Source organism: Vibrio sp. 9-16B-A1, assembly GCF_056726165.1.
This window is the reverse complement of sequence record NZ_JBSDZD010000001.1, coordinates 143,363-158,944: the sequence shown is the minus strand read 5'-3', so window position 1 is coordinate 158,944 and position 15,582 is coordinate 143,363. Positions and strand designations below refer to the sequence as shown.

Here is a 15,582-nt window from a genome sequence, read left to right as displayed (position 1 = left end):
TTACCATAAAATAGCTAATAATCACCAATATAATCAGAGATTTATTGGTGATTATTGCTTGTGAGTTTTACTGGGATTCTTGTTGATGTGGTTCTGGTGTGTTTTGGTATTCGGCTTGCTCGGCCATTGCGGCCTGTTCTAGTTGCTCTTCCTGGAAACTGTCCATTGGCTGTCCTTAGCTTTTTGGTGAGTTCACTTTGATGTTAGCCCTTAGCGGATGCGCATTCTTCGGGACATATCACACCCGATAAGAAACAGGCAACCCTGATGCAGATTGCCTGTAATTGAGATTAATTCGACTGGCTGAATACGATATTGCGGATTTCTATGTTGCCCCCGTCAAAACCGCTGATGCCTAACACTGCAAATAAGCCTGTGACATCCGCCAGATTGGCTCCATCGCCCAGCAGTTCACTCATAGGGAGCGTATGCGATACCCACTCACTGGTGACGGCTCTGCCGCTGCCACCAAACACCACAAAGTTGTTTACCTGTGTACCGTCGGCCCAGCGGCCTGTCTGGAATCCAAGGTTAAATGATGAGTTTGTCGTACCGCGGATTTCAAACTGCATGCTGCCATTGGCGAAATTGCTCAGATCTGCGAAGCCACCGTTGGCTACTTCAACGCCCGCGCCCCACCATGGAGCTGATGCGCCGCCAGTGGTTACCGTGATTTCGCCCTGTTCATTCGAGCCAATGCCAGCAGTGCCTTCCCAGCCATTAAGGATTGCTCCTTTAGCTGAGATGACTTCGCTAACGTTATAGGTTTGAGTATCAACAGTACCATCAGGTACAAAGGCGGCTGGTGGTACCGCTACGGTGTCCATCATGGCTTCAGTGTCACCATCGAAGCTTTTTCCGATGCTGACGCCTCCACGCGTAAGTCCGGTAAATGTTCCCTGGTCTACCATTTCCCATGCGATGTACTTGGCTTTGCCATCTTTATCTATCAAACCGAAGTGTTTCTCGGGATCAAAAAGATCATTGCCACCTTTCCATGGCTCATCAAATACCTGGAAGAAGAACAGCGATGCGCCGAACGCGTCTGACCAGCCTTTCATGTCATCGTAGTAGGCCTTTTGTTTGTACTCATCAGCAGCACCTGAACCGCTGGCGGTGAAATCTGCTCCGCCCGGGCTCGCCAGGGTTGCCCATCCGGTTTCACCCACGTGAATTTGCTTGTTTACGCCAAGGCTGAGCATGTAATCCTGGACCTGTTTCAGCTGACTGAGCGCCTTGTTTTGTGCACGTACCATAGCGTTGTCAATTTTCTGCAGATCTGTAAGCGACTGTTCAGAAGCCGGTATCTTCCAGAAATCGGCATCATAGTGCGTGTCATGGAACGGATAAACGTGGATGGATAAGTAATCGACCGTTTTGATGAGCTCATCCAGATTTGGATTCGTGTAGTCACCGGTTCCCGTCCATGAAGCGAAGTTATCAGAGCTGGTTACCCAGATGTTTCTATCCAGTTCCCCACCCGCTTTAAGGGCCTGCAGATCTTTAACGTGGCCAAGAATAATGTCCGGGGTAACGAAGTAAGATGTAGCCCAGTGCACCATGGCTTCGTTGCCTACTGCCAGTACTTTTACAATTTCAGGGTACTGCTTCGCCAGTTCGATCGCTTTGGCCATTTCGTTGGCATTGTCCGGGCTTTCCTGGTCGTGAACTACGTCCAGTCCTGTCCATGAGTTCAGCGCATCAATCCAGATCCCAAGCATCACATACATTTCGAAGTTTGAGTCTTGCTCTTTGAGCAATTTGATGGCCGCCATCAGTTTTTCTGTATTACTGCATTTATCGCCGGTGAAACCCGGAATATCATCACACTGGGTGGTGGTGAATTTTTGAGTGTTGTAAGTACGAAGCACTTTATAGCCCATGGCAGACAGGATTTTCATGTCTTCCATCTGCTCTGCAACCGTTGGGATCTCAAAGCCTGCATCCGGGTCCGCACTCTTACGTTCAGTGGTTCTCCACGCGCCATAAGAGATGGCTGGAAAATCCTTGTTCCCCAGGATTGGCTCTCCGGTCAGCTCGGACTGAGGATAAAAGCCGCTGGCCGTTGGTTGTGCGCTGAACACAATCAGGTCGTTACTGGTGGAATCGGATGAACTGTCATTTGCTGTTTGAGATTCTGAGCCACATCCGGTCAGCAAAACTGCAGGCAAAAGGAGGCCCGTCACCCGGGCTATTTGGGTTAATCGCATACTGTTCTCTCCATGAGTAGGATTGTTATTGGTATTTAAGGCGGGACGGTGTTACCCGTCCCGAAAAGGATTTGGATCAGCGCTCGAAGCGAATGTTATCGAGTGAAAAGCTCATCGCTGAAAGAGGTTCGATGACAAGCAGGTTACTGACCGCCTTAAGGTTGACTTTGTTACCTGCAACAAAACGGTTGCCACCAGTTACAATGTCACTTACCGGAATCCGGATCTGCTGCCATTCTGTATTTGACGCAAGAGGAACGGTGTAATCACTGGTCTTTGGCCATCCGCTGTCGATTTTTACCAGCAGATCGCCTTTTGTAACCTCATCCAGACGGATATCAAATACCAGCTCACCACTATCTTCCCACGCAGAGAAGTCGGTTTTTGGTGAGCGGAAATAGAGGTTTCCGGCGCCATTTGATTTGGTAATGTGAAGTACCTGACCCCTGCCCGGCTCTTCTACAACTTCATGTTCAACAATGTTGGCCGGGTCGTAACTGCCGTAAGCCAGCGCTTCGTTCAGCGCATCGCCGAACACCTGGATTTCACTTCCGTGGGAGTAACTGTCATCCTGAGTCAGGATCTTCGGCGCAGTGTGGCCCTTAACCAGTTTGGCATCTGATGATAACGTTGCACATCCTTTGCCTTTCCAGCGATCCACTGAGCAGCGATACACCTTCACGTAATCAACCAGCATAGTCTGCGGGAAGATGTCTTCATTAATACCTTTGTTGTTTGCATTGGCAGACCATGAGCCCCCCACTGCAAGGTTAAGCAACAGATGAAACTTCTCATCAAAAGGCGCGCTGGCCGGTGCGTTCACCAGTTGTCCATCTTGTTTATACTGGCTGTACCAGCCCTCCTGAGTCTGGGTTGCGTAGTGAATGTTGTCCACGTACCAGCGAATCTCGCCTTCTTCCCATTCGATCGCGTATGTGTGGAATGAATCTGCCGGGCTCACGCCTTCCGGCAGTACCGCACCCTGTCCGCTGTGAACGTTATCCGGCCAGTTCTTTCCATAATGAAGCGTGCCGTAAATCCGGGTTTCAGGCTGGCCCTGATAGCCTTGTGCATCCGATGGTGTACCAAGGTTTACCGCTTCCATAATGTCAATTTCACCACTGGCGGCCCAGGTACCATAACGGGATTCAGAAGGCAGCATCCAGATAGCAGGCCAGGTGCCCTGACCTTTTGGCAGTTTAGCGCGGACTTCAAAACGGCCATATTTCCAGTCACGCTTATCAAGGGTCCTGAGGCGGGCTGAAGTATAAGGCAGGGTCCGGGTTTCACTGGTTTTTCCGTCTGCGGTTGCCGGTCCGGTGTGGTTTTCCCGTTTTGCCACGATATGAAGCATGCTGTCTTTCACAAACGCGTTGGATGGACTATCGGTATAACACTGCTGTTCATTGTTACCGCCACCCCAGCAGTTTTCTTCAAACTGCCAGTTCCGTTTGTTGATCGTGTCACCCTCAAACTCATCACTCCAGATGAGTTTCCAGGCGGAATTTCGTTCCACCGGATCCTGATCCAGCAGGACTGGTGCGGTTGTCTGGGCGAACTCGCTGCTGCTTTCGTCACTGGTGCTGCTGCACCCGGCGACGGCCAGAGCTACTGCTGAATACACTAAAACTTTTCTCATCCTTCTGCTCCTTAAGTGTGAAAGCGCTTTCTTTATAATGCGAAACTCATTTGGAATTTGTTTGAACTTTACCAGGTAGTCTGCACAGAAATTAAGATATAGCGCTCTGAATCGTTTTGATGAGAGCAAACTCACTAAAGAAAGCGCTTTCATGGATATAAATCACAAACAGAGAGATTGAAGTGGAGCTGGGTCAAAAAAAGCGAAGCCGTCAGTTCAGCTTCGCTTATTTATCAATAGAGAAAAGAGTTAACCGCCGGCAAGTTTAACCGTGTGACCCTTCTTCTCCAGATGGGCTTTGATCTTGTCACGGTTATCACCCTGGATTTCAATGGTGCCGTCTTTCACCGAGCCGCCACAGCCACAAACCTTTTTGAGTTCTGCTGCCAGCAGTTTAAGTGGCGCGTCATCCAGATCCAGTCCGGTCACAATGCAAACGCCCTTGCCCTTACGGCCTTTGGTCTGGCGCAGTATGCGAACAATACCATCGCCTTTAGGGCGCTCTTTCTTTTCTTCTTCAGGTTTGATTCGGCCGACTTCTGTCGAATATACCAGGCTCATAGAATTGGTTTCTCAGGTTACTAAGGTAGGAGTATTGTATACCAATGGGCGCATTTAGCGAGGCTCTGCAGGCATAAAGCCTGCAGAGTGATGAGATTGACAGCAGTTACTGACCTTTATTACGGGCAGCTGCGATGTGCGCATCAATGTGTTTTTGAAGCGCCGGCTTTGAGCCTTTGATCAGACGGCCATTGAAGAAGCAGTACCAGGCGTTGGGTTCGCCGGTATCATTCTTAAGGGCAAAGCCGTTGTAGTTTTCTTCTGTGCTGCCCGAGGTAGCACGTTTCTTATTCCCTAAAGAAGTGAACTCCTTGGGATCAATAAACTGCGCGGTATCACACCACCAGTCGATACTTTTTTTAACCGCAGCGAGATTGCCGGTCAGGACTTTGTTTTTTATGCGGGCCTGCCAAATATCAGGGTTTTTATTGTCCGATTGAATAGGGATCCCGCGATGTATTGTATTTGCCATGTGCAGACACTTTTTTGTTTAGCCTTTCTGTAATAATAATTGTAATTGATGGTTTCGCAAGTAGAATCTTCTTAAAGAACCGCGCTAGAGCTTTGAATATGAAGAAAAATATTGCTCCCATCACAGATCCGGACAGACAACGGCAGAGCACAAAGGTTTTTTCTAAACCCATAACAATCAACGAGTTAGAAATCATAACTCAGAATGCCTATTCCCTCAATTCACTCAAATCCATGCTCAATGACTGGAACCGGTTTGTTGACTTCTGTCAGACTTGTCATGTCTCTCCCCTTCCCGCTTCGGTGTCTGCGGTGCGTATATTTCTGGAGAAAGAATCACGGCAGAGGAAATTTGCTTCACTGAAACGCTATGCGGTAACCATAGGCAACATTCATCGCTGGCACTCATATTCCGAGCCAACCAATCACCGCCAGATCAAAATAACTCTGCAGAATTTAAGATTAGACAAACATGGCGATGCATCTGAAACCAATCCTTTTACCCGAAAGCACTTAGAGCAGTTGTCAGCTATTTTGGATAAATCACAGGCAATTAAGGATTGCCGGGATATGGCGATTTATGCCGTGATGCTTGAATGCGCTCTCAAGCGTTCTGAACTGAGGCTTATTGAGATCAACGAAGTCAATGATGATGGTAACGTAAGGGTTGGAGAGCAGCAGTATTGTTTAAGTGATCTCAGTGCCCGTTGGCTGGAGCGATGGCTCAGTTATCGCGGTACACAGGCCGGGCCGTTGTTTTGCCGCATTGACCGGCATGAAAACCTGTATTTTCAACCAATCGATGATTCTACGGTATACCGAATTTTCCGCCGTGCCAGCGACCTGCTTGAGTTGCCTTATGAAATGCGTTTTACCGGTCAGTCAAGCCGGGTTGGAGCGGTACAGGAGTTGGGTGAACAGGGTATGAAAGTTCGCGATATTCAGCAGTTCGGGCGCTGGGCAAGCCCGGTTATGCCGGCGCAGTATCTTCACTGTAAAGGGACAGCAGAACGGGAGAAACTGAAGTTCGTCAGGATTAAACCGTGGGATTAATGCGAGCTGACTTTTGCGGTCAGCTCGCACAAGAGTTTATTTCAGCGCCAGTTCAACGGTGTTGCGCAGGAAATCGCTGAAGCGGATCCCTGTGTTTTCCAGCATTTTTGGAAACATTGAAATTGGCGTCATACCCGGGAAGGTATTGACTTCGTTCAGATAAATCTCGTTCTCTTCAGTCAGGAAGAAATCGATTCTCGAAAGGTCTTTCAGCTTCATGTGTTTGAAGACTTTCGCAGAGAACTCGCGGATTTGATCACGCTGATCGTCAGTCAGGTTGTCTGCTTCAACGTGGGTAACTGAATGGCTGTCTGAACTGTATTTCTCTTCATACGAGTAGAAAGTGTCACCCGGGGCGATGACTTCACCAGGGTTAGTAATGTGCAGCTCACCATTAAGTTCAAATGCCGCTACTTCCAGTTCACGTGGTTTTACCGACTTCTCGATCAGTACCTGGTCTGAGTAACCAAAGGCATCGGAGATGGATTTCTCCAGGTCCTGTTTCTGGTCAACACGATAACAGCCTACCGATGACCCCTGCCTGGCCGCCTTAACAAATACCTTACCCCACTTATCGAAGGCTTCATTTGCCATCGTCAGGGTGTACTCATTTTGCTCGGTAATGAACAGGTAAGGTGTGTTTGGAATGTTCAGCGCGTCATACCACAGCTTGGAGGTGATCTTGTTAAAGCTGTTGGTGCTGGCTTCCGGACCACAGCCCAGGTATGGGATTTTTGCCAGTTCAAACATCGACTGTACATCGCCGGTTTCGCCGGGATAGCCGTGAATGCAGGGTACAATGTAATCGATGCTCAGTTCGTGGTTGTCCCCTTTGAGCACCGAGTGTGCAATGTCCAGTTCCGTTTTGTCGCCGTTTTGCAGACGCCAGTCCTGGGTACCCATTTCAACCCGGATCACGTTGAAATGTTCAGTCAGAGAAAGTTGCTGGTGCAGGTAGTCCGCAGACACCAGAGACACTTCGTGTTCGCTGGAGCCACCACCGCACAACAATAGGATATTTGTTTGTTTCATTACGCCTTTCCATGAAGAAACGTGTTTGTAGCTGAGTGTATCGGTTTCACCGGGTGGTTTCAGCTAAAAATGTGTCAATTGTCTGAATCGCCGGATTAACTGATGGTTTATACGACAGGCAGAAGCAAAAAAGGGGCCTCAGCCCCTTTTAGTTCACACTTGGTGATCACTTCAGTTTATCCAGAGTTGGATATTCTGAGTTCTTGATGTCATCAATGCTCTTGGTAAATGGCTTCAGCTTACGGAAGTCCGCAGGCAGAGTCGCAATCGCCGCTTTGGCTTCTGCTTTTGATGCGTAGTCACCATAAAGAACTGTGTACCACTTGGTACCATTTACCAGTTTATAGTTACCCCATACCGGCTGACCGGCTGGCAGTTTTTCAGCAATACCTGGTAGCTTGCTGGCGCGGTCTACAGCGATAACCTGAATGGTAAAGCCATAGCGCGGATTCTTTTTCAGTTGCTCTTCGGTAGGAGGAAGAATTTTTACTTTCTTCTTATTGGTTACCGGAGCTGCCTGCGCAGGTTGTTCCTGAGGTGCAGACGCCACTACCGCCTCTTCCCTGATTTCAGTCTTATCCTGCTCTGCCATTAATGGCGCTACCACAGGCTCCACTTTGTAATCTTCGCGGTAAGATTCAGTGGTAACACCTTTTTCGTAGGTATCTGACGCACAGGCCGCCAGAAGCACGGATAAACCGATGATGGTGACTTTTTTCATAGTTAGAATCGATGTCTGATTAAATTCTTTCAAATCATGCCGATTGATCGCACTGGAATCAAGAGTATAGCCTGGATTATTCCGTTGGAAGTCGTGATTTATCACACATTATTCTGTGTTGGTCCCTTTGTCCGGCTGGTTTTGAACAAAGATTGGTCACTGCACGGATCACAGTGCTGTTAACTTCAGAAATCTCCGGGCTTTTTTTCGATTACACTCAATAACATCTGGTCATTATCTGCAGAGGGTGTTGTGAACAGTCTGGTCAAATTACTGAAGCCTGCCTCAGTCGCCGTGATTGGGGCATCACAAAAGCCAATGCGCGCCGGTGAGATTGTAATGCGCAATCTTCTTGCCGGCGGATTCAAAGGTGCTATTTTGCCGGTCACACCAAAGTACAAATCAGTCGCGGGGGTATTGGCCTACAAAAGCGTGGCCGAACTGCCGGTTGTACCGGACCTGGCTGTACTTTGCACTCACGCTAAACGCAATCTTGAGTTGTTCAGGCAGATAGCCGAAAAAGGGGTTGGCGCAGTTATTGTTCTCTCTTCTGACATGTATCAGCCTTCAGGAGAAGATGAGCTGAGTATTGAGCAGGCCTGTCTGGATATTGCCCGCAGGCATGGGATCCGGGTGCTTGGCCCTAACAGCCTCGGTATGATGCTGCCATGGCAGGGGCTGAATGCGTCATTCTCGCCCGTTACAGCGTCACCCGGAAAGATCGCTTTTATCTCTCAGTCCGCGGCGGTGTGCACAACCGTGCTGGACTGGGCCAATGACAAGAACATCGGCTTCTCTGCCTTTATCTCACTGGGTAATGCGGGCGACATAGACGTGGCAGAGCTGCTCGATTGCCTGTGTACCGACAGTAAAACCGATGCGATTTTGCTTTATCTCGACTCGATTAAAGATGCCCGGCGGTTTATGTCAGCGGCCCGGGCGGCATCGCGCAACAGGCGAATCCTGGTTCTGAAAGGTGGCAGAACGCCCGAAGGTCAGCACGCTGCCCTTCTCCATACCGGTGGTCAGTGTGGGCTGGATATTGTCTATGACTCGGCTATCCGCCGTTCCGGCATGCTGCGGGTAAACAATACCCATGAGTTGTTTGCCGCAGTAGAAACCCTGACTCACTCTGTTCCACTGCGCGGGGAACGCCTGGCTATTGTCACTAATGGTGGCGGTCCGGCCATCATGGCGGTCGATACTCTGATCGAACGCGGCGGAAAGCTCGCTGAACTGTCTGAATCACTGATTGGGACGCTGAACCGTCAGCTTCCGGAGAGCTGGTCACACAGTAACCCGGTCGATCTGATAGGGGATGCAGACAGCGAGCGTTACGTGAACACCATTCGCACCCTGATGGACAGCGACGACTTCGATGCGCTGTTGATCATGCACAGCCCGTCAGCCATTGCCCATTCAACCAAAACCGCACAGGCAGTAATTGAGTGTATTCAGACTCACCCCAGAGCCCGTCATTTTAATATCCTGACTAACTGGAGCGGCGAGCAAACCACCAGGGAAGCAAGACTTTTGTTCACCGAGGCTGGTATCCCGACTTACCGTACACCAGAAAGTGCTGTGGTCGCATTCATGCACCTGGTGGAGTATCGGCGTAATCAGAAGCAACTGATGGAAACGCCCGCTTCCAGCGGTCAGATTTCAGGCCAGGATTGCGACAAAGCAAAAAGTTGGATCGAAGGACAGCTCAGCAAGCAAAATACAGTTCTCGATACCCATCAGATCACGCCCCTGCTTAAATATTACGGTTTCGACGTGCTGCCGACATGGATTGCATCTGATCCCAGTGAAGCGCTGCACATCGCAGAAGAGATTGGTTACCCGGTTGCGATTAAGTTGCGCTCTCACGATATTGCCCACAAATCAGAGGTGCATGGGGTGATGCTCAACCTTCGTAACAGCACCGAAGCCGCAAATGCCGCGCAGGCTATTTTGGACCGGGTATCGCTTTCTTATCCGGCAGCTCACATTCAGGGGCTCGTGGTTCAGGGAATGGCCAGCAACAGTGGCGGCCAGGAAATCCGGGTAAAGATCCATACTGATCCTGTGTTTGGCCCGGTGATCATGCTTGGTGAAGGTGGGATGGAGTGGGATGAAACACGCAGTGCTGCAGTAGCTATCCCTCCCCTGAACATGGCGCTGGCCCGTTATCTGATTGTCAGGGCAATAAAGTCCGGAAATCTGCGCCTGCAGCACGGGCCAAACGCCATTAATATAGGAGCTTTGTGTGAGTTTCTGGTTCGACTCTCGCAAATGGTGGTGGATTGCCCTCAAATCAGGGAACTGGACATGCATCCAGTACTGGCTGGCGGGAGCGATTTTACCATTCTCGATGCAGGACTGAAGCTTGCGCCACACAGTAGTCACCCTCATCAGCGGCTGGCGATAAGACCTTATCCGGTCGAGTATGAGCAAAAGTGTATGCTCAAAAATGGCCGGGAAATCATGCTTCGCCCTATCCTGCCTGAAGATGAACCTTTGCACGCGGAATTTATCTCCAGAGTATCAAAAGAGGATCTTTATAAACGTTTCTTCAGTGATGTCGGTGAGTTTAATCATGAGGCGCTGGCCAATCTGACCCAGATTGACTATGACCGGGAAATGGCGTTTGTCGCGACCTGGCAGGAAGACGGGCACGAACTCATTATCGGAGTAGCAAGAGCCGTGGCAGACCCGCAGAATTTCGATGCAGAGTTTGCAGTCCTGGTGCGCTCAGACCTGAAAGGCGTCGGGTTGGGTAAGATAATGATGGAAAAGATCATCGATTACTGCCGCCAGCGCGGAACCAAACAGATGTCCGGCATGACAATGCCCTCAAACCGGGGCATGCTCATGTTGGCACAAAAGCTTGGCTTTGAGCTGGATGTTCAGTTTGAAGATGGCGTAGCGGATATGAGGCTGCCACTAAACGAGTAATTCAGATCCCAGTGCTCTTTAAGGTACTTAATGCACCAGGTTTTGCTTTTGCCCATTTTGTCCCGCCGCCAGGCCAGAACAATGTCGATACTGGCGCCTTCAGTATCGGCGATTTGGGTCAGTGACCCCTGCTCAATAAACCTTTGAGCAATATGTGACGGAATAGTACCGATCCCCATCCCTGCCAGCAAGGCTTCTAGTTTGGCGTGAAAATTGGTGACCGTCAGCCTTGGCTGTTCATCGAGAATATTTTTGGTCAGCGCAGGCGCATCCCGGGCTGTATCAGCGATGGCGATGATACGGTAACGACGTAATGCCTCCTGATCCAGCTTACCTTTACGTTTATGAATGAAGTGATCTGGCGCGGCGACCCAGGTCATCGCCATAGTACCTATGGTTTCGTATTTCAGGTCCTGGGGGATGCTGTCCTGTTTTGGGCAGACCAGCAGATCGGCACGTCCGGTCGCCAGTGCTTCCCAACAGCCTGCCAGGATTTCTTCCTGAAGTTTCACCCGGGTTTTACTTGTTTCACCCAGCTTTTCAACCAAAGGAAAAAAGGCAGATACCGGAATAATGCCATCGTGCGCCAGGGTCAGGTCCAGCTCCCAGCCATGGGCGAGAACGTTGGCGTCAGCAACCATGTCATCGGCAGCATTGAGCAGCAGCCTGCCCCGTTCAAGAAGCAATCTCCCGGCCTGAGTAAAGTGAGCCCTGTGGCCGGAACGATCAAAAATCACCAGGTCCAGGTCCTGTTCCAGTTTTTGTATCTGGTAGCTCAGGGAGGAAGGCGCCCGGTTTAACTCTGCAGCTGCGGCGGCAAAACTTCCCCGGCGTTCAATTGCATCGAGAATGTGCAGGGCTTCCAGGGTAATTGGGCTGTTCATGGTCTGTCCTTGCTTGATTGCGTGATCAGGATCACGTTAAGGTAAATCAGTTACGGCTTTTTTACCGGAGAATAATCGGGTTAAATACCTGAAATTTCAGTCTGTTATGGCACATAACCCTGTATAGCTTATGGGCATAGTCTCAAAATTTCTTTATCGAAATGATAGTTATTATCATTTCGATCCACTACAATCCGCTCCGTTCTGTAGTAACGACTGAGATGGATAAAGTATGTCGCAACAAGTATTTAAGAAACCCCTGCTCGCCTCGTGCATTTTGCTTGCCCTTCAATCCCAGGCTTTTGCCCAGACCAATGTGGTCTTTGATGAAGTGGTAGTTTCTGCCACCAAGATTGAACAGGACGTCAAAGACGTTTCATCAACGGTAGAAAAAGTATCGGGTGATGAGATCGATAATGCAATGGCCACAGACGTAAAACAAGCACTTAAACACACTCCCGGTGTGTCTGTTAACGGTGGCGGCCGCTTTGGTATCTCAGGCTTCAACATTCGCGGCATGGACGACAGCCGGGTGAAAGTCATGGTTGATGGCGTGCAGCAGGCCGTACCTTATAACCCTGGCGCAAATGAGCAGCGTCACTACCCGAATGCATTTGAAGTAGACACACTGGCGTCAATTGAAATCAACAAAGGCCCCTCCTCCAGCCTTTACGGCTCAGATGCTCTGGGTGGTGTGGTGTTGATGCGCACCAAAAATCCGGACGACATTCTTCAAACCGACGGCGATGAACAGCGCTTTGGGATTAAGTCTGGTTATACCTCAGCAGATAATACTTTTAAAAACACCCTTACCTGGGCTGCACGCAAAGATAAGCTGGAAACCCTGCTGATGCTGACGTATGCCGATGGTAACGAGATGAAGACTCATGGCGGTGGCTCAGATATTGATGGTCCGGATCGTAGTGTGGCAGATCCAGCAGATAAACAGTTGGGTAATCTGCTGGCCAAAGCTTTCTACCAGATAAATGATGCACACCGTGTTGGTGCGACAGTTGAGTACTATGAGCACCGTTATGATGAAGATGAACGTTCATCAAATGGAACCAGTATCAGCATGGGACCGTCGGGTTCTCTGCATTACAACGATAACCGCAGCGATGATACCAACACTCGTATGCGCGTCGGTATTGAACACGAGTGGCTTGCGAACACGACTATTGCGGATGATGTGAAATGGTCCCTGAACTATCAGCAACACAAGACTCTGAACAAAAACTACGAGACAGTTACATCAGGCAATCCGATGTTCGATTACGGCCGCCGTCTGCGTGAACGTCAGGGCCAGGATGACTCGGTTCAGTTCGATGCCCTGGTGAACAAGCTGATCGAAATGGACAACAGCTATCACATGCTGACTTATGGTGGTTCATTCCAGAAAACCGATTACAGTCTTAAGAACACCGACTACTACCTGGACAAAGGCACATCCAATCCAGGCTCCACCCTGATCCCGGATTCAAAGCTGACAAACTGGGGGATCTTTGCCAACGATCAGGTGTTCCTGATGGAAGACCGCCTGATCCTGAACGCGGGCCTGCGCTACGATTCATTTGAAGCCAACCCAAGTGTTGATGACGGATTTAAGACAGAATACGGTGCAAACAGCGATTCGGCCTTTACCGGTAAGCTTGGAGCGGTTTATCACCTCAATGAACAGCTAAGCACCTTTGCACAGGTAAGCCAGGGCTTTAAAGCCCCTACCGTTGAAGACCTGTATTACTTTTATGAACGTGGCGCGATCATTGAAGCGAATCCAAACCTGAAAGCAGAGCGCAGCCTTTCGTATGAACTGGGTCTGCGTGGCCGTAAGCAACAGGCTAAGTTCGAGCTGGTGGCGTTCCATAACAAATACTCTGACTTCATTACCACCCGTGATACCGGCAGGATGGACGGCAGCAAGAAAGTTTACGAAAAGGTAAACCTTGATAAAGTAGAAATCAGTGGCGTAGAGTTTGGTACGACTGTCCTGCTGGATGAAGCTTTCTCTGCACCGAAAGGCCTTTACTCTAAGTTCTCTGTTGCTCACACCACGGGCAAAGACATGAAGACCGGCATGGCGCTTGACAGCGTAGCACCGCTGACCAGCGTATTCGGCCTTGGTTATGACAACAGAGACAAACAGTTTGGTGGCATTGCAAATGTGACCATGGTTGCTGCCAAAACTCGCTGGGAGACAGATACCAACATCGACGCTCCAGGATATGCGGTACTGGACCTGACCGGATATTACCGCCCAATGGATGATTTAACCCTGCGCGCCGGTCTGTTCAACGCCTTTGATACCAAATACTGGCTGTATGATGATCTGAAGGGCAAGCAAGCTGGTGACAATATGGACTATCGTTCACAACCGGGCCGAAACTGGGGCGTGAGCCTGGAGTACTTCTTTTAAATGCTCCGCAACCTGAGCTCAGGAAAGTGCTGAATTTGAGAGTTTTTCGGTTGCTGAGGCACATAAATAACACATAACAAAAAAGCCAGCGAAAGCTGGCTTTTTCAGATGACAAGTTCTTAAAAGGTAAACAAAAAGTAAATCAGGGAACTTGCTACCGGTAATTATTTCTCTGCTTTTTCTTTACGCAGCATGATCACTGCAACCACGATAAACGTGATAATCAGACCTAATTCCATACCATTCTCCACCAAAAAATCGATAACCTGGGCTAAATCCATCTACCATTCCCCACGCCTGAAAAAAGTCACCGTAACTCAAAAGAGGCGGTTAAAAAAATGTTTTTTAAACGTTTGAAACCAGTAACACTGTAAGTCTAGCAGTTTGAGTCCGGATGGAAAGCGTACGGTAAGATAATTTAGGAAAATCTCGATTTAGATCAAAAAAGAGGCCCTCTGGCCTCTTTTTTCAATTTTCTTATCCGTTCGCGTCCGGATATCCCTGAGGGTTGGCAGACTGCCAGCGCCAGGTATCGGCGGTCATCTCTTCCAGCGTACGGGTTGCTTTCCAGTTCAGCTCATTCTGTGCTTTCGCCGGATCAGCCCAGCACTCGGCAATGTCACCCGGACGACGTTCCACCAGCTTATAAGGTACTTCTTTCTCACAGGCTTTTTCGAACGCTTTCACCATCTCAAGTACACTGTAGCCATTACCGGTACCCAGGTTATAGATGTGCAGGCCGTCTTTGTCACCCACAGACTTCAGCGCCGCAATATGGCCGTCAGCCAGATCCATTACGTGGATGTAGTCACGTACACCTGTACCATCTTTGGTTGGATAGTCGCTGCCAAATACACTCAGGAACTCGCGGCGGCCTACGGCTACCTGAGAGATAAACGGCATCAGGTTGTTTGGGATCCCCTGAGGATCTTCACCCAGATCGCCGCTTGGATGGGAACCAACCGGGTTAAAGTAACGCAGCAGCGTAATGCTCCAGTCCGGATTCGCTTTCTGGAAATCAGTCAGACACTCTTCTACCATCAGCTTGCTGCGGCCATAAGGGTTGGTCGCGCTGGTCGGAAAATCTTCAGTAATTGGCACACTGGCAGGGTCGCCATACACGGTCGCCGATGAGCTGAATACCAGGGTTTTAACGCCGGCTTCACGCATGGCATCTGCCAGAACCAGGGTTCCATGCACGTTGTTATCGTAGTACTCAAGCGGTTTTTCAACCGACTCTCCCACCGCTTTCAGGCCGGCAAAATGAATACAGGCGGTAATTTCATGTTCCTGCATGGTTTTTACCAGCAGCGCTTTATCACGGATATCGCCCTGAACAAACTCCGGACGGTTACCGGCAACGGACTCAATACGCTCAAGTACACTGGCTTTACTGTTATACAGGTTATCCAGGATAACAGGCGTCATGCCCGCTTCGATCATCTGAATACAGGTGTGGCTGCCGATATAGCCCATGCCACCGGTTACTAATACTTTCATTTGCTTTCCTGCCAACGTTTGTTTGGCGAATAGTTTACAGAAATCATTTTAAATTCCTACCCTTACCCGGAGGCTGGATCCCGTTTAAAGCGTAATCCCGGTCATATTTACGCGCTTAAATACTCTGTTTTTCGTCCTGCCCGGTCTAGGATAAGAATAGC

General features: G+C 49.5%; 11 protein-coding genes. 3 read left to right on the top strand and 8 right to left on the bottom strand.

Annotation, left to right across the window (positions count from 1 at the left end):
• Positions 1–290 precede the first annotated feature (290 nt).
• The 4 genes from ACVB80_RS00755 to ACVB80_RS00740 all read right to left on the bottom strand — a co-directional run bounded on the left by ACVB80_RS00755 (position 291) and on the right by ACVB80_RS00740 (position 4,882).
• A complete protein-coding gene (locus tag ACVB80_RS00755) occupies positions 291–2,210 on the bottom strand; it encodes a glycoside hydrolase family 17 protein (protein WP_481079344.1) in 1,920 nt (639 codons plus the stop codon).
• 76 nt (positions 2,211–2,286) lie between these two features.
• Positions 2,287–3,849 (bottom strand): family 16 glycosylhydrolase, encoded by a 1,563-nt coding sequence (locus ACVB80_RS00750; RefSeq protein ID WP_481079343.1) that lies wholly within the window; start codon positions 3,847–3,849, stop codon positions 2,287–2,289.
• 249 nt (positions 3,850–4,098) lie between these two features.
• Positions 4,099–4,410, bottom strand: a complete 312-nt coding sequence (yciH, locus tag ACVB80_RS00745; protein ID WP_481079342.1) for a stress response translation initiation inhibitor YciH — start codon at positions 4,408–4,410, stop codon at positions 4,099–4,101.
• Between the two features lie 106 nt (positions 4,411–4,516).
• On the bottom strand, positions 4,517–4,882 hold the full coding sequence (locus ACVB80_RS00740) for a DUF3319 domain-containing protein (protein WP_481079341.1): 366 nt from the start codon (positions 4,880–4,882) through the stop codon (positions 4,517–4,519).
• A gap of 98 nt (positions 4,883–4,980) precedes the next feature.
• Between ACVB80_RS00740 and ACVB80_RS00735 the strand changes: the two genes are divergently transcribed.
• Entirely contained in the window at positions 4,981–5,934 is a 954-nt protein-coding gene (locus ACVB80_RS00735; protein ID WP_481079340.1) for a tyrosine-type recombinase/integrase, read from the top strand.
• A gap of 36 nt (positions 5,935–5,970) precedes the next feature.
• Here the strand turns inward: ACVB80_RS00735 and ACVB80_RS00730 are convergent, their stop codons facing one another.
• The gene (locus tag ACVB80_RS00730; protein ID WP_481079339.1) at positions 5,971–6,966 is read right to left on the bottom strand and encodes a D-alanine--D-alanine ligase; all 996 of its coding nucleotides are present in this window, start codon (positions 6,964–6,966) and stop codon (positions 5,971–5,973) included.
• A 166-nt stretch (positions 6,967–7,132) separates the two neighbouring features.
• On the bottom strand, positions 7,133–7,687 hold the full coding sequence (locus tag ACVB80_RS00725; protein ID WP_481079338.1) for an SPOR domain-containing protein: 555 nt from the start codon (positions 7,685–7,687) through the stop codon (positions 7,133–7,135).
• A 252-nt stretch (positions 7,688–7,939) separates the two neighbouring features.
• On the opposite strand from ACVB80_RS00725, the gene ACVB80_RS00720 reads away from it, so the two are divergent.
• The gene (locus ACVB80_RS00720) at positions 7,940–10,624 is read left to right on the top strand and encodes a bifunctional acetate--CoA ligase family protein/GNAT family N-acetyltransferase (RefSeq protein ID WP_481079337.1); all 2,685 of its coding nucleotides are present in this window, start codon (positions 7,940–7,942) and stop codon (positions 10,622–10,624) included.
• Here the strand turns inward: ACVB80_RS00720 and ACVB80_RS00715 are convergent.
• The gene (locus ACVB80_RS00715; protein WP_481079336.1) at positions 10,576–11,508 is read right to left on the bottom strand and encodes a LysR family transcriptional regulator; all 933 of its coding nucleotides are present in this window, start codon (positions 11,506–11,508) and stop codon (positions 10,576–10,578) included. The genes ACVB80_RS00720 and ACVB80_RS00715 overlap by 49 nt on opposite strands.
• A 232-nt stretch (positions 11,509–11,740) precedes the next feature.
• Between ACVB80_RS00715 and ACVB80_RS00710 the strand changes: the two genes are divergently transcribed.
• Positions 11,741–13,921 (top strand): TonB-dependent hemoglobin/transferrin/lactoferrin family receptor, encoded by a 2,181-nt coding sequence (locus ACVB80_RS00710; protein ID WP_481079335.1) that lies wholly within the window; start codon positions 11,741–11,743, stop codon positions 13,919–13,921.
• Between the two features lie 477 nt (positions 13,922–14,398).
• Here the strand turns inward: ACVB80_RS00710 and galE are convergent, their stop codons facing one another.
• On the bottom strand, positions 14,399–15,421 hold the full coding sequence (galE, locus tag ACVB80_RS00705) for a UDP-glucose 4-epimerase GalE (RefSeq protein ID WP_481079334.1): 1,023 nt from the start codon (positions 15,419–15,421) through the stop codon (positions 14,399–14,401).
• Positions 15,422–15,582 lie beyond the last annotated feature (161 nt).